Source organism: Tunturiibacter gelidiferens (assembly GCF_013410115.1).
Taxonomy (GTDB): domain Bacteria; phylum Acidobacteriota; class Terriglobia; order Terriglobales; family Acidobacteriaceae; genus Edaphobacter; species Edaphobacter gelidiferens.
The window spans coordinates 25,254-45,660 of record NZ_JACCCV010000003.1 but is presented as its reverse complement, the minus strand read 5'-3'; the positions used below and the strand labels follow the sequence as shown (position 1 = coordinate 45,660).

21 protein-coding genes are annotated in these 20,407 nt (G+C 55.3%); 2 read left to right on the top strand and 19 right to left on the bottom strand.

The features are described 5' to 3' along the window. Positions 1–192 precede the first annotated feature (192 nt). From HDF12_RS21570 to HDF12_RS21550, 5 genes are all read right to left on the bottom strand, one after another. Positions 193–960 (bottom strand): DUF5677 domain-containing protein, encoded by a 768-nt coding sequence (locus tag HDF12_RS21570; RefSeq protein ID WP_179587240.1) that lies wholly within the window; start codon positions 958–960, stop codon positions 193–195. 114 nt (positions 961–1,074) lie between these two features. Next, positions 1,075–2,226: a Shedu immune nuclease family protein gene (locus HDF12_RS21565; protein WP_373563998.1), complete on the bottom strand. Its 1,152-nt coding sequence runs from the start codon at positions 2,224–2,226 to the stop codon at positions 1,075–1,077. Between the two features lie 302 nt (positions 2,227–2,528). Then, positions 2,529–2,900, bottom strand: coding sequence for a single-stranded DNA-binding protein (locus HDF12_RS21560; protein ID WP_179587237.1), 372 nt, complete (start codon positions 2,898–2,900; stop codon positions 2,529–2,531). A gap of 371 nt (positions 2,901–3,271) precedes the next feature. Beyond that, complete coding sequence (locus HDF12_RS21555) at positions 3,272–4,126, bottom strand: RepB family DNA primase (protein ID WP_179587235.1); 855 nt, start codon at positions 4,124–4,126, stop codon at positions 3,272–3,274. 12 nt (positions 4,127–4,138) lie between these two features. Beyond that, the gene (locus tag HDF12_RS21550) at positions 4,139–5,122 is read right to left on the bottom strand and encodes an ArdC-like ssDNA-binding domain-containing protein (RefSeq protein ID WP_179587233.1); all 984 of its coding nucleotides are present in this window, start codon (positions 5,120–5,122) and stop codon (positions 4,139–4,141) included. Positions 5,123–5,453: 331 nt separating this feature from the next. On the opposite strand from HDF12_RS21550, the gene HDF12_RS21545 reads away from it, so the two are divergent. Further along, positions 5,454–6,617 (top strand): IS481 family transposase, encoded by a 1,164-nt coding sequence (locus tag HDF12_RS21545; RefSeq protein WP_179587231.1) that lies wholly within the window; start codon positions 5,454–5,456, stop codon positions 6,615–6,617. A gap of 119 nt (positions 6,618–6,736) precedes the next feature. On the opposite strand, the gene HDF12_RS21540 is transcribed toward HDF12_RS21545, so the two are convergent. The 13 genes from HDF12_RS21540 to HDF12_RS21480 all read right to left on the bottom strand — a co-directional run bounded on the left by HDF12_RS21540 (position 6,737) and on the right by HDF12_RS21480 (position 18,266). After that, positions 6,737–7,354, bottom strand: a complete 618-nt coding sequence (locus HDF12_RS21540; RefSeq protein ID WP_257025843.1) for an RNA polymerase sigma factor — start codon at positions 7,352–7,354, stop codon at positions 6,737–6,739. 24 nt (positions 7,355–7,378) lie between these two features. After that, positions 7,379–7,807 (bottom strand): hypothetical protein, encoded by a 429-nt coding sequence (locus HDF12_RS21535; RefSeq protein WP_179587229.1) that lies wholly within the window; start codon positions 7,805–7,807, stop codon positions 7,379–7,381. Between the two features lie 83 nt (positions 7,808–7,890). Beyond that, positions 7,891–8,685, bottom strand: a complete 795-nt coding sequence (locus HDF12_RS21530; RefSeq protein WP_179587228.1) for an alpha/beta hydrolase — start codon at positions 8,683–8,685, stop codon at positions 7,891–7,893. Between the two features lie 101 nt (positions 8,686–8,786). Next, entirely contained in the window at positions 8,787–9,668 is an 882-nt protein-coding gene (locus HDF12_RS21525) for an alpha/beta fold hydrolase (RefSeq protein WP_179587226.1), read from the bottom strand. A gap of 78 nt (positions 9,669–9,746) precedes the next feature. Then, positions 9,747–10,208 carry an organic hydroperoxide resistance protein gene (locus HDF12_RS21520; protein WP_179587225.1) on the bottom strand — a complete coding sequence of 154 codons (462 nt, stop codon included), beginning with the start codon at positions 10,206–10,208 and terminating at the stop codon, positions 9,747–9,749. Between the two features lie 273 nt (positions 10,209–10,481). Then, entirely contained in the window at positions 10,482–12,404 is a 1,923-nt protein-coding gene (locus HDF12_RS21515; protein ID WP_257025842.1) for a molybdopterin-dependent oxidoreductase, read from the bottom strand. Positions 12,405–12,428: 24 nt separating this feature from the next. After that, positions 12,429–13,181 carry a hypothetical protein gene (locus tag HDF12_RS21510; protein ID WP_179587221.1) on the bottom strand — a complete coding sequence of 251 codons (753 nt, stop codon included), beginning with the start codon at positions 13,179–13,181 and terminating at the stop codon, positions 12,429–12,431. 206 nt (positions 13,182–13,387) lie between these two features. Beyond that, positions 13,388–13,693: a putative quinol monooxygenase gene (locus tag HDF12_RS21505; protein ID WP_179587220.1), complete on the bottom strand. Its 306-nt coding sequence runs from the start codon at positions 13,691–13,693 to the stop codon at positions 13,388–13,390. A gap of 366 nt (positions 13,694–14,059) precedes the next feature. Next, positions 14,060–14,899 carry a helix-turn-helix domain-containing protein gene (locus tag HDF12_RS21500; RefSeq protein ID WP_179587218.1) on the bottom strand — a complete coding sequence of 280 codons (840 nt, stop codon included), beginning with the start codon at positions 14,897–14,899 and terminating at the stop codon, positions 14,060–14,062. Next, positions 14,896–15,993, bottom strand: coding sequence for an NAD(P)H-dependent flavin oxidoreductase (locus HDF12_RS21495; RefSeq protein ID WP_179587216.1), 1,098 nt, complete (start codon positions 15,991–15,993; stop codon positions 14,896–14,898). Before HDF12_RS21495 ends, HDF12_RS21500 begins: the two co-directional genes overlap by 4 nt. A gap of 42 nt (positions 15,994–16,035) precedes the next feature. Further along, the gene (locus HDF12_RS21490; protein WP_179587214.1) at positions 16,036–16,524 is read right to left on the bottom strand and encodes a RidA family protein; all 489 of its coding nucleotides are present in this window, start codon (positions 16,522–16,524) and stop codon (positions 16,036–16,038) included. After that, positions 16,518–17,246 (bottom strand): SDR family NAD(P)-dependent oxidoreductase, encoded by a 729-nt coding sequence (locus HDF12_RS21485; protein ID WP_179587212.1) that lies wholly within the window; start codon positions 17,244–17,246, stop codon positions 16,518–16,520. The genes HDF12_RS21490 and HDF12_RS21485 overlap by 7 nt, the downstream gene beginning before the upstream one ends. Before the next feature lie 108 nt (positions 17,247–17,354). Further along, a complete protein-coding gene (locus tag HDF12_RS21480) occupies positions 17,355–18,266 on the bottom strand; it encodes a LysR substrate-binding domain-containing protein (protein WP_179587211.1) in 912 nt (303 codons plus the stop codon). Between the two features lie 731 nt (positions 18,267–18,997). Between HDF12_RS21480 and HDF12_RS22610 the strand changes: the two genes are divergently transcribed. Continuing rightward, positions 18,998–19,126, top strand: coding sequence for a hypothetical protein (locus HDF12_RS22610; protein ID WP_257025841.1), 129 nt, complete (start codon positions 18,998–19,000; stop codon positions 19,124–19,126). Between the two features lie 213 nt (positions 19,127–19,339). Here the strand turns inward: HDF12_RS22610 and HDF12_RS21470 are convergent, their stop codons facing one another. Further along, positions 19,340–20,347, bottom strand: coding sequence for a hypothetical protein (locus HDF12_RS21470; RefSeq protein ID WP_179587207.1), 1,008 nt, complete (start codon positions 20,345–20,347; stop codon positions 19,340–19,342). Positions 20,348–20,407 lie beyond the last annotated feature (60 nt).

Genomic DNA, 20,407 nt, shown 5'->3' with positions numbered 1-20,407 from the left:
GCCGGTTTGTTCTGGACTGGTGACTTCAGGCCATTGCGCTCAGCGACCAATGTTCACCGAACTCAACATTAGTCCCGTGAAACGCGCCAGCATCCTGTCATCAGTTTTGCCGCCGCGTTGCGGATTCCTGATGCAATGCCGACTTGCACTAAGACTATGCGGTACTGATCTGCACCTCGGGAGCGCCCGACCTTAAGGTGCGGTTTGCCTGCTGATCGCGACGATTTCTGCTTGTTGACCTTGATGCAGGAAGCGATCAAAGAAAAACGAATAGGTCTCAAGACAGAATGTAACAAAGGACAGTGTCATGCGAATTTCTTCCAGACGTTCGGCTGACAAAGGAACGTCTCCGCTCCCCAAAGCTCCGTAAAATGGCCTTACGGCGTCGCCCGTTCCGTGCACTGCGCGATGCGCCCAGTTATATGCCGTCAATACTAGAGCGGGCATGAAACTATCTGCCATTTTCTCTTCGACGCACTCGGCTCTGGAGATCAGGGCTGGGTGTGCGCGACTCCAAGACCGCGACTTGTCGGTCAGTTGTGTCAGGCTCTCGGCCTCAGCTACAAAACGCTGCAACTCTGCTTCTTGTTCGGCAGTCAGCTCACGCGATGTGATCGGTCTGAGCTTTTCAGAATGCTTGTAGAGGCTTTGAGCATCGAATTGATGAAACCGCGTCAGCTCCGCACCATCTGCAAACTGCAGATACGCAGCATTTACGATCACCTCAGCCATCGTCCGCGTTGTCACCAGAATTTCTTCAACCATGAACTCTTGCGCTAGCAGGAGGCAAGCGCGAGCCTGCTTTCGCAGCTTGAGCGACGTAGCTAGCAAAAGGAGAAGTTTCTCGCCGGGGGGCGAAGAGGAAAGCACCTCACGGTGACGCGCGAAAAGGAGGCCTCGGAAAGCTTCGATCCGGATCAGCTCTGTCTGGATCGCTTTCGCGGTTGCTTCTGAACTCATATAACCTCAACTCTACCTGTGTCAGTTTAGCTGACGTGCGCCACTGCTATCGAAGTAGACCTACGCCAAACTGAGTAGTCCTTATATACGCCGATTGCGACAGCGGCCAATGCCCTAACCCAAGTCGTCGGATTCCATACACAAAGTCGACTTCTGAGGACTGATCCCGGAGGAGTCTGTAAAGATCGCGAGCAATCCCTCTATACGCTTATAGACCTCATCAAAAGTCAATATCCGAACACCATTTAATCGTTCGCGAAACCTCTCAAAAGAGGCCTTCTTTTCTGACGAATTGAGTTCGGCGCAGTCGCCCGCAACGACTACGCAATACGGCTCGGAAGCTATAACGGTGGGCTCTCCTCGCTGAAGATTCTGGATGTTCTCCATCAGGGAACTCCGATATTTAAGGGCTTGTGAGATGGCCCCTGCTAAGTCATTGGAGATGGGGTAGACGCCTCGATACGCCGAGCCGAGGAGCGGGGTCATAGGTGTTTTTATTTCGACCAGAGCGGCAGCGCCGGTGGATTCTAGTTTGCACAAAAAATCAACAATCTGACCGCCTGTATTCGTCAGGTCCTTTCCTCCAAGGTAGGCTTTGTCCTTGATGAGGATCACCGGGTAGGCAAAAAGCTGCGAGAGCACAAACGTATTCTTTGCGAAAAGAGCTTGCCAGAACTCTTCCTTGCTCACGTCACTATTTGCCTTCCATTCCTTGAGGAAGGCCTTCAGGTTTGCCAAACCCACAACCGTGTTCAATTCCAGCAGCTCCGACACTCCTTCGAATACCTCGATGCTTGGCCGCTTATAGATCCAGTTCAACAGCAGTCTGAAGAGTCTAATCGCATCTTCACTATTCGAGGTAAAAAACTCCTGAAGCTCTGGACCAGCAAGCGCCAAGAGGTCGGCCAGTGCTCCGCTTACCTCAAGAAAACTCTTCTTGCCCTGAGGGACACCATAAGCGTTCGCGAGTTGATATAGCTTACGTAGATTGATCAGCAGTGTGTACAGTTCGCTCGAATTGATTTCGAGCTGATAACCTTCATCGACCTTGACTGAGGTGAGGGGCAATCGTTCGAACTCGATCCATTGATCACTACGCTTTTTCTTCTGGTAAAGGAACCGGCCTCGTACAGCTGCTTCCGGTTTGCCAGTGTTGTCTACGATCTCAGGGCGAAAGAGGAGTCTCGCTTGCGGTCCTTCCCGAAGGACGATATCTGAAGTAGTTGCGGTCTTTCTCGAAGTGGATTGTGTCTCGATTCGATCCATTGACGTTCCTCAGAATGCGATAGACCTACTGTAAAGGAGTTGCCGCAACGAAGAAATGACTGAATCTGAGTTTGGAGGTCTGTACTTGTTCAGGAGAACATAATCAAACTGAGAGGTAGAAGAATCTCAGTAACGGCAAACGCCGATGCCGCCAGGAATGATTCTCGGTTGATGTAATGGTGCAAAACCAGCAACGCTGACACTGAGACGATCTGAGTCTACTCGATCTCACTGACAGCCTCTATGTTGACAACAAATGGTGGATAAGACTTTTTCTGTCTCATCCACCTGAAAGCCGGCGATTACTCGTCGCCGGCTCCGTCTGCTGGATCATCAGCGGTCTCGATCTTCGAGAGTCGCTTCATGCTGATGGCGTGGATCTCCGCGATCCGGTGCTTGAACGTGGTGCCCTCAATCTCATCCTCGATCTCGCGATACCGCAAGGTGCCTTCAAGAGTGATGAGCTGCCCCTTCTGGAGAGTCTTGGCGAACTTCGAGAGATTCCTCCAGGCATAGACGCGGTGCCATTCGGTGCGGGTTTCGTAGTCGCCTTTGTCGTTCTTCCAGCTCTCCTGGGTTGCGATGTTGAGGATGACGTACTCTTTGTTGTTCTGAGCGGTTTTGGCTTCTGCGTTCTGTCCGAGGCGGCCGATGAGAATGACTTTGTTGAACATGGGTGTTTGGCTCCGTTTCTTTTGGGTTGTCCGCTGTCTGCGGTACATGCTTGCCCAACGGGTGTGCCGTCGCGACCCACTCCCTCGGCGACTGGACGGAATCTGCGGAAGGGGACCACAGCTTGCCTGGGGTAAGGAGTCCGCACCTTGCAGAGGCGCGTAGCGGATTTTGGGAAGGAGAGCGTGCGTCCGAAGGGCGGGGGTGCTTTGAGCGCGGCACGCTGAACGCAGATAGAAAGGCAAACCGGAAGGGAGCCACCTTATTCAACGGCCTTCCCTCATGACGTTAGTTGCAAAAGCCAGCTCAGAAACTCGAAGAGTCAATCACAATACAACAGGGAAGAACGACAACGGGACTTGAAGCAAGGATGCTATCGCTCGGCCCATCTCCTCGCCTTCTCCATAGTTCTCCGGATGTAGGCAGCTCGCTTTGAAGTGCGGGGATCGCGCGATAGATAGTCGTCTTCAAGGGCGCGTTCGATACGGTCTTCGGTCATGCCATTGGCATAAGCGGCGACACAGAAGGCTATGTCTGCGGCGGCGGGCCGGTCCTGGTACTTGGCGGAGGTACGGAAGCGTTCGAGAGACAGATTCGATAACCTCGGTCCCCGGTGGGGAGACAGAGACGCTTTTATGAGTCGTTCCTCTCGCTCCTGTTCTCGCTCTTCATAGAGCTTCGTGATTTCCTGCACAAAGACCTCTGCCATCGGATACTGTTCGCCGCTATTACTATTGAGCCGAACGAAAGGGAAAAGACCATCGCGCTTGCGGTATTTGGGTTTGCAATTTGTGAAGCCTGGGAGTCGCCCGAACCGCCTCCAGTCCGCCGCGCTCGGATCGGCATCGTAGCGACCGGCAAGCGTCTGTGCGGCGAAAGTTCCGATGAGCTTTGGAAACGCAGCGGGGTGCTTCAGCCAGGCTTGGAAGTTGCCGGCGCTTGTCTCAACGACGGCGCAAGGATTGAAGCCATCCGCCGCGAGCCGCGCGAGCGTGGCCTCGTTGAGGTCGTCAAGTACGGTGAAACGATGCTCACCTGAAGGACGGATATAGATATGGGAGCCGCGAACGTTGCGATACTTGAGTAGCGAAAGCCGGTCGAGCACCGCCGCGGCGGGGATGCTGTCGAGACCGGGAAGCATTCCCCGATCGCTCAGGACGCCGATATCGTAGAGCGGCGCTTCTACTGCTGTGAGGATGTTGCGAACTGTGGATTCGGTCTTGTCCATCAACGTCACCCTTCAAATGTATTTCACTTCGGGAGGGGTGCCGGGGAGGGAACGGCCCCGGAAAAAGAGATTTGGGCGACCCTTTCCACTAGTGGGAAGGGTCGCCGCGTTTGCTCGCGGGCAGGGAGCGCGTCTAGGCGGGGATGGCAAGCGGGCAGGGGACTGTTCGCCCTCGCCATCCTCGATGTGTTCGCCTGAGTTCTCAATCAGGCTGATAATCTTCTTCGCGGCATTGCCGATTGTCTGAAGAGAAGCGGTCAGCATCTCGGCGGTTACGTCATAAGTTGCAAGATAGAAGCGGCTTTCGGAGTGGATACCGAAGTGAGCGAGGACGGCATAGGATACGGACTCGGCCTCAAGCTCTCTCTGCTGGCGTGTGGTTCCTTCTCGGTTGGTTCGGTGCATCAATTCGTGGCCGATTTCATGGGCGATTACTCCGCAACGTGCGGGGGTGTCTAACGTCTCCTCGATCTCGATCAGACCGCCTTTGCTATAGCCTTCTGCGTTACCGGCGATAGCCTTGTAAACGAGCGTGATGTTGAGCTGGGTCGCTGCCTTCTCCAACAGCGGGAGAAGGGTTTCGCCTCCTTCTGTGGCGTTGGTGTTCAGCTCGGGGAGCGGTTGGCCGTCCGTCTGTTCCTGAGCGAAGACCGACACAGAACGGAAACCAAAGGGCCGGGCCACCTTCTCCGTGGTGCCGTCTTTCTCCTCGTCCACCTTACGAACGATGGGAGCAAGGATGCGGATGCCGGTCTCGCCCTTCTTCACAAATCGGCCCAATGATTTCCAAGTGTTGAACCCGGCAACTCGGGTTGCCTCTGGCGCTTGCGTCCAGATGAGAAGGCAATTGCCAAACGAATATTTATAAAAGCGGCTCACGGTGGAAAGCCATGCGAGATAAGTTTCTGACTGCTTCGCGGCGTCGGTCTCGGCGCATAGTGCGGTGATGGATTCGTTGATCCTTGCGGTGAGTTCCTGTGCTTTGTCGTTGCTCATGTTCGTTGCTCCTTGGCTTTTGAATGGTTTGGCTGTGGCTGTTCTCACAGACACGCCTTGGCCCCGGCCATCCGGGTGTGGGTAGCAAGCGCAAGGGGAGGGGAATCACCCATCCTTGTCGGCGGAGCTGAAGGCGGAGACGCAAGGGCAAGCGCAGCGAAGGTCTGCACAAGCGCAGCGCGGAAGACTGCGGGAAACCCCTTGCACGCGCGGGGAGCGAAGCTCCTGAGCGTACTTAGCACTTCCGTTACAAAACAGACCGGAGACATGGTTTACAGCGGAGCGCGACGGCGACAATTCCTCAGCTTTGGGCTACGCACGACGATGTTGTATGCCCTGGAAAGAGAGTCGGATCATGGATCAACGTCTTCAGTTTTTATCGAGTTATCAGAAAGAGGAGATGTCAGTAGCGGACCTGTGCCGTGAGTACGGGATCTCCCGCCCAACGGGCTACCGTTGGATCAACCGCTACAACGAGACGGGGCCGGAAGGACTCGTAGATCGCAGCCGCCGCCCGCATGGTTGTTCCCACGCGACGCTAGAGCCGGTCGAAAACGCGATCTTTGCGCTTCGGGCCAAGCATCCGTCCTGGGGCGCGCGGAAGCTCAAAGCAAGGCTGGAGATGCTACAGCCAGACATGGTGTGGCCTGCAGCTAGTACTTTTGGCAACATCCTGAGCCGTGCGGGCTTAACTAGTCCGCAGAGGAAGAGAAAACGCACTACGCCATGCTCAGAGCCGTTCTCTATGGTCACGGGTCCGAATCAGCTGTGGTGCATGGATTTTAAGGGCTACTTCGTCACCGGTGACGGCAAGCGCTGCGATCCGTTCACGATCACCGACGCGCATAGCCGTTATTTGATTCGTTGCCAGATCGTCTCGCGTATGGACCTCAGCCAATTCCGAGCAATCTGCGAAGCGGCCATGCGGGAGTACGGAGTGCCAGCACGGATCAGGACAGACAACGGCGCACCGTTTGCGGGCACAGGGCTATTAGGGCTGTCTAAGCTCTCGCTCGGCTGGATGAAGCTCGGGATCGTGCATGAGCGCATTCAGGCAGGCCGACCGCAACAAAACGGTCGCCATGAGCGGATGCATCGCACGCTGAAGGAGGACACTACGAAACCACCTGCGGCATCCCTTCGCGCACAGCAGAGCCGCTTCGATAGTTTTCGATATGTGTTCAACAACGAGCGCCCGCATGAGGGCCTGAACAACCAGGTCCCAGCGAGTCTCTACCACCCCAGCTCAGTTCGACTGCCACGCAAGTTGCCGGAGTTCACCTACCCGAAGGGTCTCCTTCTGCGACGGGTGAACAATAGCGGCGACATCAGCTGGCACAAACACAGAATCTTCATCAGCGAGGTATTCCGCTTCGAAGAGTTGGCGTTTGAGTTGATCACACCAGGGTCTTATAGAGTCCTCTTTCGAGATATGGAGATCGGAGAACTCAATGTGGAAGAGCTTCGTTTTAGAGGTGCGCGGCGGGTGGTCTGAGTTTGCCGATGACTGCATTGCCTGACGGCAACAGCTGACATCCCGAACGGGCACGGATCACTGGATACTGGAGTGGGGCGTCCACGATAAGTATGTCCATACATGTGTTCCAACTGCGTTTAGACAAGCAATCTGCGCAAAATCGTTCTGGCGCGTAACAAACGAGACTTAGTTGCGGCAACAGAAATGCCTGTCAGTTCGGCGACTTCCTTTATCGAACAATCCTCAGATTGATGAATCTCAACGACATCTCGCAGAGTCGGCTGTAGACGGCAAATTGTTCTCTTTAGCCGCTCAACTCTTTCTTGCCCTGTATAAAGCTCTTCCACACTCTTCGTTTGATCTGCAATCTCCCATTGCGAGGTATCACCGTCGCCGATATCCATAGAAGTCTCAGGCCGGGCACGTTTCCTCCGAAGAATCATTAGCGACGAATTGATCGCAATGCGCGTGAGCCAAGTCGTGAATTGTGCCCTGCCATCGAAGGTGTTCAAATGCTGATAGGCTTTCATCCACGCATCCTGAATCGCGTCTTCTGCATCTTCTCGGTTTCCAGTAATCCGATAGGTCGTCTTGAAGACTCTACTCGTGTGCCGGGCCCATAGTTCCAAAAACGCTTGGTGATCCCCTAACTTTGCCGCCGCAACTAGGACTTCATCAGTTGAAGCAGGAGCACCGAATGTCACATTCTCCGGGAGCTCATCCTGTGTTCTTTGTGAATCTACTTCCGTAATCAAAACCAGATTTCCCTAATTCGAAGTCTATTTTTTGCTCGTTTGTAATGCGGCCGTCGTCTCTTCACTTTCGGGTTCGCCCCATTGGGAGTGCTTGCGTGTCAGCAAGAGATAGCTGACAGCCAGCAGCGTCAACACGAGAGCATCGGCAAAGAACCAACCATATCCCAACACGAAAATGTGACTGAGAATAATGGCGGTCATCCACAAAATGACCAATCTCGCCCCCATTCTGGCTGTCTTCGGAATCAGGAATAGAACCGCCACCAAGGTTTCGAACACCCCAGATCCCAGCCGAAATATCGGCTGAGATATCAACCCGTGGACCGCTTGCGACATCTGCGTGAACAGGGCCACCGACTGTGGCACCCCTGCAAACTTGGCAAAGATGGCGGCATACAGAAGGTTCACCGACACCAACAGTCGAATTGCCAGTAGTGCGAGTCTTTTACTCATATGATCTTGTCTCCTTGACGACCTCGAACCGCCAGTGCTCCGCGAGTGGTAGTACTCATTTCTGCGTCTTCATGAACCGGGGATCATAGGCTCCCGGCTTTCGCTGCAGCTTGCTCGATTACGTCTGCGACTGCTTTCGGTTGAGAGAGCATTGGCACGTGACTGGAGGGAACAGTGATCGATGTAGCCTTCATTGCCGCCGCTTCGGCCTTCTCTAGCTCCGGAGAAACAGCGCGATCGTTACTTGCTATCACGCACCAGGATGGCTTGGTCCTCCACGCGGCGGTCGTGATCGTAGCCCCAAAAACTGCTGCTGCTGTTGGGCCCTGTGTCGCCGTCAACAACTGCTTCTCCTTGTCTGGCAGATCCTGGGCGAAGTCTTCAGCGATTCCCTTTGGGGTCACCGTCAGAAAACCTTCAGCATCCGCCCGGACTTCGCCGCCCAACGGAGCCGGCGGAAACGGTTTGGTGACCGAAGCAACGGACTCACCATCCGACGGCGCGAGCGCTGCCACATAAACCAAACCGACTACCTTTGGATCGTTTCCTGCCTCCGTGATAACCACTCCCCCATAGGAATGGCCCACGAGAAGTACAGGGCCATCCTGCAACGCGATGGCGCGCTTAGTGGCGGCAACGTCATCAGCCAGCGAGGTCAATGGGTTCTGCACGGCGACCACATGCAAGCCTTTGGCTTGAAGCAGTGGAATCACTTTGGACCAGCTTGATCCATCGGCCCATGCACCGTGAACAATAATAATGTTTCTAACCCCTCGAGCGGAGTTCGTCTGAGCGACCGCTTCCGTGTGAAACACCGCTGTCAGTAGGGATCCCGCAATGGCAATCAAAGCAGTTCGGTATGTTTGCGAGAATGTCATGTTTTTCTCCTTCGTTGCATCAAGATTGAAGTCATCGTTTGTCACGCTCTTGCCGCAATCACCGCCCGCGCGAGGTGCCGCACTACGTAAAGCTAGCTAACTCACGAACGGCGATGGAGGAAGTCGACGACCAGATCTGTCGTCGCCTGCGGCTGCTCTTCCGTGATCCAGTGCCCGCAATCCGGGATGATCACATCTTCGACGTTATCGGCGACACACCGCATCATCGCGCCGATCATAGGGCCGAATGTAGCTTCGCCACCGAAGGCTAAGACCGGCATCTGAAGCTTGCCCTGCGCAAGGATCGTCCTGTTGTCGGCGGCATCCTGTCTGAACGCCAGGAACTGGGCAAAGCCCGCTCGCATTGCGCCGGGTTGCGCATAGAGCGCCGCATAGTGCTGGCGCTTCGCTTCATCAAACCGCTTCTGGTCCAGGGAAAGTTCGTTCCAGAAGCGGTCGAGATAGATACGCTCGCGGCCTGCGACCAAACGCTCCATGTCCGGACCGCCGAAGCCAAAGTGCCACATGGCCGGATCCTGTGTGATCTGATCCCAGGGTCCGACGCCAGGCAGCGGCGCATCGATCGCCACCCATCGGCTCACGCGCTCGGGGTGGGTGGCGGCAACTGCGAAGCCGACCATGATGCCAATGTCGTGCGTCACCAATTCGGCCGTACGCACACCCAGGGCGTCCAGGACGCCCACCACGTCCGCCGCCTGATTCTTCTTGTCGTAGCCGCCATCAGGCTTCGACGAGAGGCCCAACCCACGCAGGTCGGGCGCGACAACCATGTGGTCTTCGATAAGTGCGCTCGCCAGATGACCCCACATGTCGCCCGTTGTGCCGAAGCCGTGCAGCATGACCACTGCCGGACCATGACCGCCGACCCGCACATGGATGGATGTTCCATTGGTTTCGATCGTCCGCGTCTGCATCACAGCCGGGAAGGGATAAACCCCATCTACGTGGGCGTGCTCGCTCATCTGTGTACTCCAGGTTTGTATCAAGATTGAAGTCGTAGTTCGTCGCAGTTCTTGTAAAACGGTCTGCTCCAGGTCGGGCTACACCACGTTGAGGGTGACGTCGATGTTGCCCCGTGTAGCGTTGGAATATGCACATGTCTCGCCGTGCGTGGCGTCCACAATGGCTTGAGCGACTTCACGCTCCAAGCCCGGCAGGCTGACGTTAAGCCGTGCTCGGAGGAAGTAAACGTCGCCAGAATTGCACAGGTCTATTTCGGCATCGACGGCTACTTCAGCCGGGAGTTTGACCTTCATCTTGCTGGCCACAACCCCCATCGCACTAATGAAACAGGCTGACCAACCAGCGGCAAATAACTGCTCCGGATTCGTACCAGTTCCCGGGACTATGGGAGCCGAGAACTTAACATCTAAGCGGCCATCGTCACTGCGGGAGACGCCGCCGCGCCGCCCGCCCGAAGTATGGGTCTTGGCGGTGTATTGCACCTTCATGGCTTCCTGGGTTGAAACAGCTACTGCGCTGGTTGTTTGATCAGTGGTCATCCTTGTTTTCTCCGTGGCGCCGGTCAAAACCGGCAAGGTGTAGTGAATGAAAGTTTCATACGCGCAACTCTGAGTAAATTGCATATCGCATAAGGAGTTGTGCAGATTTTTGCTTGGATGGTCGGAATCTTGCTACATTCAAGCCACCTGTGGATAGCGCCCAATGTAGTTCACGTGCAACAGCACGCCACCTTTCCGAGCGGTTGTCGGCAAGAGTTGCCTTTCAACCCTCCATTCATTCCCTCAGAATCTGGCACTCTCGGGGCAGCAGATTCAAATTCCGTCATAGCGTGAATATCCGCGCTTTGCCCAATAGTCTGGTGGTTCGTCTTTGGTATAGGTAATTCGTGTAATCGCCTTGATGTTCTTCAGGCCTAGTTTCACAGGTGCAAGCAGTCGCAGCGGAGTCCCGTGCTCCACCGTGAGAGGCTTTCCGTTCAGGTGAGTCGCCAGTAGAGTCTGCGGATGCTGCGCTGTCAGCAGGTCAATCGAAACGAAATATGGATCCGGATTCCCGTTTGTGTCGAGATTGACGGACGATTCGATGTGGGCCCATTTTGCCTGGGATACCGGCGGATAAGCATGCAAGAGATCATCGAATCTCAACCCGGACCACCATGCGATTGCGCTCCAACCCTCCACACACACGAGGCGAGTAATCTGGTCATGGATCTGGTGGTGTACGAGAAGAGCGCGGATGTCGAGAGAAACGATCAGGCCGGAGGACAGCCCATCGAGAGTTAGACGCCACCCCGGAATATACGCCGGATCTGGCGTCGCGCCGTTGTAGTTGTTCTTGATCGGGGTAATCTGAGATTTAGTGTAGATGGGCACCATACGGTTCGCCGAGTAGAGCGTTTCTGCCACGTCATCGTCGACACGAATCGCTTTGTTCAGCAACCACTCCTTCCCAGCAATACTCATATCTCCGCGCACGCCCGGGTGGCTGAGCGTAGCTGGCGGCAGAAAGAATCTGGCACTTGCAGCTGCTGCCATAGCGCCCGCTCCAAACAGCAAAACGTCGCGCCGGGTTCGATAGCGCAGAATGCGGGGAGCCATCTCAACTATAGGGAGAGGTCGCTCTCCAAAGAGGCTTTGGTGCTCCTTAACGTCAACAGGTTCCGCCGCGGCAGGTACAGCCACTGGGTCAGTTTGCGGCACCTGGTTCGCTGATAATGACGGTGTTTCATCCGTATCCACCTGTGGACTAGTCGCCTTAACGGTCGTTTGAGTCTCAATGGCCGTTGGAACGGAAGGATTCGTATCTTCAGGGTCCGCCGCTGGCAACTCTGCTACGTCTTGCTCCGATCCCTTACCCGTCGAAGGAAGATCCTTCGGTTCTGCTGAATTGCCTTTTTCTTCATTGTTCATTTTGATGGTCCCCGACCGGTCTACTCGTGTTGACCAACCTACGATCATGCTGCGCAGCGTATCCCACCTGTCGGCGAAGACCAGAATCACATGCGGCACAACAAAGAAAATGAAGAGCCACATGAGCCAGAAATGCCATACACGCGCCGCGTCGAAGCCTCCAAAGAGCGCAGCCAGCCAATGGAGCTGCATCGGTTTATGAATCGCCCATCCTGTGGCGACCGAAAGAAATCCGGCAACTGGGACAGAGAAATATGCTGCGCGTTGGAGTGGGTTGTACTTTGTGCTGAACTCTGGATGTGGCCATTGGCGGCGGGTTAGTTTAGCGAAGGGAACGCCGAGGTAATACCGAAGCATCCTGAGCGCGTCAACCAGATCCGTCCGACGAGGCACCAATGAGCGCCAGCCTCCACCCATGACCAGCCCCGCAACATACACCATGCCGTTCAACATGAATAAGTACGCGCACAACCAATGCAGCCGCAGTGCCGGCGCTAACATGCCCGGCCCTAGACTCACGTGGTTGTAAATCCAGTCGGGCGGACTGGCGTAATGGTGCAAACCGGGCACATGACGGCACATCCAGATTCCAATATCGGCGGCGACATCAAAGTTTCCCGTAACCGGTTCGGGCTTGTGTTGATAAATCGGCGAAGCCCAGTAAATTGAGATGCCGCTCAGAATAAGACCAAGAAGGAGCAGCACGTTCAACCAGTGACTGCAGCGGACTAGGATATGGTGTCGTTTAACCACGAGCACGCCTGGCTGGACCAGTAACGTGTTCGTCGAGTTTGGTTCAAGATGAGGAGGTATTGATGGACTCATGGGCTGACACCCCAACTGCATGGTCTAGTGGGACGCCGCTGGAACGAAGACAAAGATCTTGTCCGTCACAAGTTTTCCGTCCGGGAGCTTCTGGGTCGCCGCGTAGACGGTATCCCCTGCACCCAATGTGACCTTTTGAGGCGCGACTTCTGTGACTGTGACACCAGGCGGTACGGAGATCGTTTGGGAGCCCTCCTGATAGCGAACCACAAGCGTGGTGCCGCTGCCTTTCTGGACCGTTCCGTTCGTCATACGGGAGTGCGATTCGGAAGGGCTGGAGACTGAGCCGTTGGTCATCCTGCTGTGAGTGGTTGCACCTGGAGGGTCTGTGAGAACGCTACCTTCCGCAGCGCCGCTCAACTCCGCGGGGAATATGAATATCTGCTTCGCCAGTTTCGTTCCGTTTGGTTGGTCGACCGATGCAACGCCGATATAAGACGCCGCCGTGACATGACTCAAATCGGACGGTATCTGTTTGTAGGTTGTGAGCGGCTGCTTGACACCGAGGTGGACAGCGCCTGAACTCGTCATCACATCGAGCGAATTGCCCGTAAATGACTGGAGTTTTCCGATCACACCCGAGATCGGAGCGGCGGCTGCCGCCTGGGCCCGGACTGTGTTTGGCGTTGCCACCGCGGCCAGTAAAGTGGCATAGACGAGATAGCGTAGCGGATGTTGATTCATGGTTTTGACACTCATTGACCCAGAGTGTCCGTGTGCGTCGGAGGGGAGCGTGACGCTGCCCAGCTTTTCATTGCCAACCGTGATGCATGACATTTCATATCTCCTTGTTGTGCCGGCAATGATGCATCAGTTGATCCTGGCCGGTGGTTTGACGTTGTTGAGTCTCGCAGCGTTCGCCCCTCGAATTCGTGGGGTTTTCAGTGAAATCACGCAGAGGCCAAGAACGATTCGTCCAGGTCTTTTACGTGGCAGGCACGAATACCGTAATCAAACGGACTTGCGCTTCAAATTGCTCCCACCTAGTTCTTCAAAGGTGTGCTTGTAAGGATTTCCACTTTTTCGACCTGCGGGGGACTCGCGAACAATTCGTTGGCGCGCGCCCCCAACGCCTTCGCGATCTCACCAGTCAGGTGGGCATTGCGGCCCGCTTCATTTGCAAAGGTGTCGAAGATGCCGAACTTTCCCGGCCCGATCTTGATCGCATACCATTTCAAGGTGGCTTTTTCATAGAGCGCGAGTGGCTGAGCTGACTTTAGAAATGCCTCGGCATCAGCCTCCTTGCCTGAGCGCGCTTCGAGCGTGACTAACAATCCGATTGCTTCCATTGAGTTACCCTCCTGTGTTGAGTTATTCTCGACCGATTGGAGCCGACCTCTGCTCACAACTGTGAGTAAACTGCACATCGCATACGAAGTTGGGCGGGTTTCTGCTCGGATGGTCGGAATCCTGCTAAATTCATGCTTCCAGAGACAGAACTCCAACGACTTACAACTAGGATTGGAGGCTGTCTTGAGTGAACGACGACGAGACTTCGAACGAGCGGCGGGGCGCCCAGTCAGAATTGTTGACGGAGGACACAGTGCGAGGCGGATGCAAGGAGCGATGAATTATAAATTCCGGACAGAGCTGCGACGTTAACAACGAAGTGAAAGGCAACACGTGAGGGTGACGTTGTGGCTGCGAACCACAAATCACAGGCGCAGCATATCTTCGGGATGGGTTTCCGAAGCGCAAATCACTTCGGAGTCCAGAAAATCCTGGCGATACTGAGTTGGACTAACTCCACAGACATCACGAAAGACTTGCGCAAAGTGCTGCTGAGTTGTGAAGCCACAGGCCACTGCCACGTCCAATACCCGCGCATCGGGAACACGCAACATCGCTTTAGCGCGCTCGACCCTTTGGCGCAGAACAAATTGGTGTGGGGTCTCGCCAGTTGACTTGCGAAACATCCGCGCGAAATGGGCCGTGCTCAATCCTATCGATTGCGCCATCTCGTCGAGACTCAAGTCGTCTCCCATCTTCGCATGGACCAACTCTTTAATCCTTCGCAAGCGCGCTGAGCCTAGTCCGCCTCGGTATATTTGCACAGGACGGTGCCTCACTGCATGACCCTCGACCAGGGTTACGGCCATCGCCTGTTCGACTGAATCCATAAACAGCCGCCCGCTAGGAAAGCCAGCAACCATCTCCGCACGAGCAGCCGCAACCAGCGCACTCAGACGTGGGTCCGTAAACTTACGTGAAGGGTGCAGTTCTACCTCGCCGTAAGCTCCGTCAGAGCTGGCCATCAGGGCCGCATCGGAAATACCGAGCTGCAGATGCCGCACGTTCATGAGTCCAACCCACTCTCCCTCGTGACGATGGCACAGTGCCAAGTCGCCCGCCGCGTAGCCGAACTTTTCCAACGCCGAACGCTTTGAGCCCCACTCAATTGAGCCGGGTCCCAACATCATTGCGAAAGCCTGATCGTGCCGCACCCAATGACGCGGCTCTGTGTCAGGGTCGGGTGTAACGAGTTCAACTCTCATTCTTTTGCTCCATGATTCAGCCGTTCCGCTGTGCCTTCCACCAGAGACTGCAAAAGTTGCTGGATTCCCGGGCAACGCGCCAGGTTGGCACTCTGTCCGGCCCAGAGTGCGAGCAGGTCAGATCTGCCAGCCTTTTGCGCGGGGAGTGCCAGGCTACGCATAAGGCCTCTCTGCACTGGATATGGCAGTATCCCGGTGCCGGGTTTATTCAGCATTTGAAGTAGTTCGTTGTCTATGCCTCGTGCGAGTCTGCCGGTAAAGCCTTGAGTCAGTGCGGTCCGTCCGGCACGGCCGCTGAGAATAGCCTGGCGATGCAGGGGGTGTGCGCCGGACTCCTCGCAGGCGAGAAAGACCGTGCCCATCTGTACGCCTTCCGCTCCAAGCGCGAAGGCTGCGGCGATGCCGCGAGCGTCGGCGATTCCGCCAGCGGCCACGACTGGAACTTTTACCGCGTCGACCGCCTGCGGCACAAGGGAGAAGGTTCCTGTCAGTGAGTCTTGGGCCGGTCTTAAGAAGGACCCCCGATGGCCGCCTGCTTCAAAGCCAGATGCAACCACCACTTCGACTCCAGCCTGCTCGAGAGCGATGGCTTCGTCCGGCGTCGTTGCCGTTCCGAGCGTGACGATCCCTCTCTTCCTCGCCTCATCTAATATCTCTTTTGGTGGAATACCGTAGATAAACGAGAAGGCTGGAACGTTAGCATCGAGCAACACGCGCGCCTGATCCTCGAACCGGATCGGCTTGTACGGTGCAAATTCAGGTTGCGTGCCGCCGAGCGCTTCGATGTGTGGCGAGAGGTGCGACAGAGCCTTGCGGAATGTTACAGCGTCCGACGTGTGGGCTTCCGCATCTTCCATCGAGACCCACAGGTTCATCGCAAATGGCTTCGCCGTCAGCGAACGAATCTCGGCGATTACATCTTCAATCGCGTTTGGTTCAAGACCGTGCGCGCCGAACGATCCGAGTCCTCCGAAGTTCGATACAGCGGAAGTAAGTCTCTGCGATGAAAGACCGCCGAGCGGTCCCTGGATGATCGGATATTCGATCCCCAGAAGTTCTGAAACGCGGGTTTGATTCCATGCCTTCGCCATCATGCCACCTCGCACAAAAGGGAGGGAGCTAGCGCTCCCACCCCCTCAAGCTTCAACTTCGAAGAGGACCTCCAACACGACCGGCACCCCGAGTGGAAGGCTCGCAACGCCGAGAACCATCCGGACCGGCAACTTGTCTTCCCCGAAGACGTCGCGCAATAACTCCGAGGCAGCGTCAGCCACCTTCGGCTGTGCGACGAAGTCCCCTTCGGTTGCGATGTACGCCACCAGCCTGACAACCTTGGTCACCTTATCGAGCGAGCCCAGGTGGTTCCTCGCGGCGGAGAGTACGTTCAGAGCCGCGATGCGTGCGGCTTCGCGTCCCTGTTCGACGTTGTACTCTCTGCCCAGTCGGCCTACGAACTTCGGTTCATGCCCGATCGCCGGGAGGACGCCGCTGAGATAAAGCAGGTTTCCCGTCTGGACACTTTCAACATAAGCGCCGAACGGAATGGGCGCGGGCGTCAGCTCAATACCGAGCTCCGCAAGCCGGCGCTCCGCACTCGCTGGCTTCGTGCTCTTCGGGGTCACCATTTGCCTGAGTGCGCACCACCGTCCACGTGCAGCACCTCCCCCGTCACATGACGGGCCTCTGTGAGATAGACAACTGCGTCCACAATATCCTTCACATCTGAGATCGTACCCATCGGTGAGAGCGTCTTCAGAAAATCTTTGGGATTGTTCTTGTGAAGGGGAGTATCCACGACACCAGGAGCCACGGTGTTGAAACGAATGTGCTCCTTCGCATACTCGGTCGCCAGGCTCCGAGTAACCGCTTCAAGACCGCCCTTAGTGATCATCGGAACGGAAACGGAGACGCCAGCGATTGGGTTCACAACCAGCGAGCTGGTGATGCCGACCACACTGCCACCCGATTTTTGCGCAAGTATCTGCTTCACAGCCGCCTGCGTCACGTAGAGGAAACCTTCGAGGTTTGTAGTTGAAAGTGCCTTGAAGTCCTCAGCCGTGTAGTCGGTGAAGGCTTTGGCGAAGAAGATGCCAGCGTTATTCACCAGCGCGTCAATCGACCCAAACTTGCTGACCGCTGTTTCTACCACCCTGGCGGCTACGGCGCTTTCACCGATATTGCCGTCTACCAGAACGAGCTGGCCGGACGCGGTAAATGCACCGGACTTCGTGATATTACGTGAGTTGGCTACGATGTTGTAGCCACGATCGAGGAACGCCTGCACTACACCGGCCCCAATGCCTTGCGATGCTCCTGTCACAATGACTGTCTTCTGCTTGCTTCCCATATCAGCCTCCTATCGGCTATGACTACACCATAAGAGATTCACGATGGGTGATAGAGATGCGTCGTATATTCCAATCAGTCGATAGGTATCACCTATCGGTCGCTTGGATTACGGGAAACGCGTCTTCTGCCGGATCGCGGACATTTCTTCGTCGAGCAGTTCGAGGAACGATTTGAGGGCGATCGAAGGTTCCTTCATGCGCCATATGGCGACAAAGTCAATGCGGACATTGTCGGGCTGCAGGCGGTAGAAGGAGACGTTGTCCGCGCGCAGGTTGCGGGCCGATGCGGAGACAATGGCTACCCCTTCCTCGGCTTCGACAGTGGAAAGCACCGAGTGCATATTGTTCAGTTCATTGTGCATGCGGGGCGAGAAGCCGTTGTCATTACAGGCGCGGATAATCGTGTCGTAGACCTCCGGGGAGCTTGCACGTTGAAAGGTGACGATCCGCTCCCCTGCGAGATCCGCAATGCGAATGCGCTTTGCTTTGACCTTGCGGGTCTTGGGAAGCGCTACGACTAGCGGTTCGCGGAAGAGCAGGCGCGACTCATAGGACGAACTGCGATCGGCGGAAGGTGGACGCGTGAAGCCAATGTCGATCTCTCCGCGATCGAATGCAAGGTCCTGCCCGCTAGGCACATTCTCTTCAAGACGTAGCGCGACCCCCGGATGACGCGCCTTGTATTTGCGCAGCAAGTCGGAGAGAAATGGGTAGCTGACAAATCCTATGAAGCCGATTCCAAGCCGGCCTATTTCTCCCTTGGCAGCGCGCTGGGCAGTTGCAATGGACCGCTCCGCCTGCGCGAGCGTCTTAATTGCTTCTTCATAGAAGACCTGCCCCTCAGGAGTAAGCCGAGCCACGCGGCCGTCCCGCGAAAAAAGTTTGATACCAAGCTCGCTTTCAAGATCGGATACGGCCTCACTGATGGAAGGCTGGGTAATATACAGGTGCCGCGAAGCCTCCCGATACCCCTTCCACTGGACAACCGCTTTGAAATAGCGAAGATGTCTTAATTCCATATGATAGGCACTCCCTATCAATGGATTAGATCATGGCCCCTAATCGGCTACGCCCGACCAGGCGAAAGTGCTGACATTAGTGGAGACACGCTACCTTAAGTGCCTATCCTCGAGTTCACGTCGGCCATTTCTTCGCGGATTCAGTCCTCGAAAACGCCCCAGGAACCTGTGATATCGGCTAGGGGTTCCTCGATTTTCGTGAAATCGCCAATGCTCTCAATGAGAAGTGATGAGACCGATCAGCATCTCGTGGCGAGTGCGGCACATTGCACTGGGTGGCGGCATATCGGTTTATCCAACATTTGGCGCGAAAAGCAGGCCATGGAAATGACAGAGTATGGAAAGCATGGAAAGCCATGAAGCCGGCTTCCCACCCTTCCCACACTCTTTGGAAATCCCTTCGGGATTCCCACATTCCCACGGCCTCGACGACGAGATTTTTGTCTTGTTGTACCCCCCAACTCGAATCATCGCCACCGCAAGGGGCTTGTAACGGATGTCTCAGGTCCACAACGTAACGCATGTCCCGGTACACTCACTCCCCTTAGGGGATTTGGCTGTTGCTTTTTAGGGTTGGCGTTGCGGGCAGGAACAGGCCCGCAGAGGTGGGTGACGGATGACGGCAGGTGTTTCGCCGGCAGCAGTCAGGGAGGAAACATCCTCCCTCTACTCGGTCTATCCGCTCTCGCGTTTGCTGTTACTCAGAGGCTATATCTGAGCTGAGGTGCGGGATGACGATGGAACTCATGGAAAGGGCTGCGGTGCAGGAAGGTGACCACATTAACCGTTTGGCACCCACAGGCGAGCCTTTTTCTTCTGATTACAAGTGGCGCAGAGCAGTTCAAGATTTTCTGCAGTAGTCGCTCCCCCCATCGAAAACGGGATCACATGGTCATACTGCAGATCGCATTTAGAAGAACATGCAACGCATTTGCCACCATCGCGATTCCACACGAAGATCCTCGTATCAGCGGGGATCGAAGGCCGCATAGTATGCACTCTGGGTAATGTGTGCCGCGCCTGTGACGGTAAATTTCGCAGGCGCGGTGTGCGTGGCAGCCACGGGAGTTTGCTCATTTCTGCATCCCAGCAAGCGTGTAGAGGTCTTCGATCGCTCGGCTAAGGTCGCGAATCATGATGATTTTCTGAGGGTTACCGCCCTTGAGATCTTGGATCTCACTAGCAGGTGCTTTGCGAAGCTGCTCGGATGCCCTCTTGACGGCTTGAAAAAGATCGCTCTCGAGAGATGGATCGTTCTTGATAAGAACCCTACTTGCATCGTCGATGCCCGTTTTATCGAGCGCAGCGGCAGCGTCGGCACTTTCCAGAATCGCGGGTAAATTACGTACTTGCTTAGCGTCCGTCAGCTTTCCCTCCGCCAACCACTTGTGAAATTTTTGTTTGAACTCGGGATCTTCCTTGAACTGCTCACGGAGATCACGCTTCTTCATCAATTCATGAAAGAAAGAGAACTTCCGGACATTTACGGGCTCGGGATGATGTTGAAGAAATTCCTTGGTAGCTGCGTGAGCCAGAAGCATTTCGTTGATCTTCGACTTGCTCAACCTGAGATGGTTCCCCAGCCAGTCGTATGTCTTCCCATAGACGTGATAGAGATCAGCGATATGCTTGGCTTGTTCATAGGCGTCCCAGCGGATTTTTCCGCTCACGTGCATGTCAGCGAGAAGGACCGCCAAGTCTTCTTCAGTGAGATCTGAGTCGAAGATCATGGCGGGAATCGTCATGAATCTCGAATCGTTTGGATATTGATCAAGCAGGTGACGTGCCGAGACGGTGCGGCAGTTTCCCTCACGAACCAGGTACTGCTCCCCTGTCCGCTGAACGATGATCGCTTCGTAAACGCCGCCATTCTGTTGAATGGATTGAGCTAAGGCCTTAACGGTGTCCTTCTCCCAAATCAGACCATCCAACTCGGTTTGCGTCGCGTTACCAGCCTTCTGCCCTACAAGAAACTGAATGCGTGGATTCTGCGGGTCGAGTAGACAATCGCTTACGGGCACGGACCCGCGACGATAAGGGATTGACTTTCCTTGGACTAAGAGAGTTTCTAGGGCAACCATTTGGTACCTCCAAAACAACAGTACCATAAAGTATCAATTAGTACTCATATTTATTTAGTA

Coding starts and splice junctions, on each gene's coding strand:
- HDF12_RS21570 (WP_179587240.1), bottom strand. CDS start 960: ATGAGTTCAGAAGCAACCGCGAAAGCGATCCAGACAGAGCTGATCCGG.
- HDF12_RS21565 (WP_373563998.1), bottom strand. CDS start 2,226: ATGGATCGAATCGAGACACAATCCACTTCGAGAAAGACCGCAACTACT.
- HDF12_RS21560 (WP_179587237.1), bottom strand. CDS start 2,900: ATGTTCAACAAAGTCATTCTCATCGGCCGCCTCGGACAGAACGCAGAA.
- HDF12_RS21555 (WP_179587235.1), bottom strand. CDS start 4,126: ATGGACAAGACCGAATCCACAGTTCGCAACATCCTCACAGCAGTAGAA.
- HDF12_RS21550 (WP_179587233.1), bottom strand. CDS start 5,122: ATGAGCAACGACAAAGCACAGGAACTCACCGCAAGGATCAACGAATCC.
- HDF12_RS21545 (WP_179587231.1), top strand. CDS start 5,454: ATGCCCTGGAAAGAGAGTCGGATCATGGATCAACGTCTTCAGTTTTTA.
- HDF12_RS21535 (WP_179587229.1), bottom strand. CDS start 7,807: ATGAGTAAAAGACTCGCACTACTGGCAATTCGACTGTTGGTGTCGGTG.
- HDF12_RS21530 (WP_179587228.1), bottom strand. CDS start 8,685: ATGACATTCTCGCAAACATACCGAACTGCTTTGATTGCCATTGCGGGA.
- HDF12_RS21525 (WP_179587226.1), bottom strand. CDS start 9,668: ATGAGCGAGCACGCCCACGTAGATGGGGTTTATCCCTTCCCGGCTGTG.
- HDF12_RS21520 (WP_179587225.1), bottom strand. CDS start 10,208: ATGACCACTGATCAAACAACCAGCGCAGTAGCTGTTTCAACCCAGGAA.
- HDF12_RS21515 (WP_257025842.1), bottom strand. CDS start 12,404: ATGAGTCCATCAATACCTCCTCATCTTGAACCAAACTCGACGAACACG.
- HDF12_RS21510 (WP_179587221.1), bottom strand. CDS start 13,181: ATGTCATGCATCACGGTTGGCAATGAAAAGCTGGGCAGCGTCACGCTC.
- HDF12_RS21505 (WP_179587220.1), bottom strand. CDS start 13,693: ATGGAAGCAATCGGATTGTTAGTCACGCTCGAAGCGCGCTCAGGCAAG.
- HDF12_RS21500 (WP_179587218.1), bottom strand. CDS start 14,899: ATGAGAGTTGAACTCGTTACACCCGACCCTGACACAGAGCCGCGTCAT.
- HDF12_RS21495 (WP_179587216.1), bottom strand. CDS start 15,993: ATGATGGCGAAGGCATGGAATCAAACCCGCGTTTCAGAACTTCTGGGG.
- HDF12_RS21490 (WP_179587214.1), bottom strand. CDS start 16,524: ATGGTGACCCCGAAGAGCACGAAGCCAGCGAGTGCGGAGCGCCGGCTT.
- HDF12_RS21485 (WP_179587212.1), bottom strand. CDS start 17,246: ATGGGAAGCAAGCAGAAGACAGTCATTGTGACAGGAGCATCGCAAGGC.
- HDF12_RS21480 (WP_179587211.1), bottom strand. CDS start 18,266: ATGGAATTAAGACATCTTCGCTATTTCAAAGCGGTTGTCCAGTGGAAG.
- HDF12_RS22610 (WP_257025841.1), top strand. CDS start 18,998: ATGACGATGGAACTCATGGAAAGGGCTGCGGTGCAGGAAGGTGACCAC.
- HDF12_RS21470 (WP_179587207.1), bottom strand. CDS start 20,347: ATGGTTGCCCTAGAAACTCTCTTAGTCCAAGGAAAGTCAATCCCTTAT.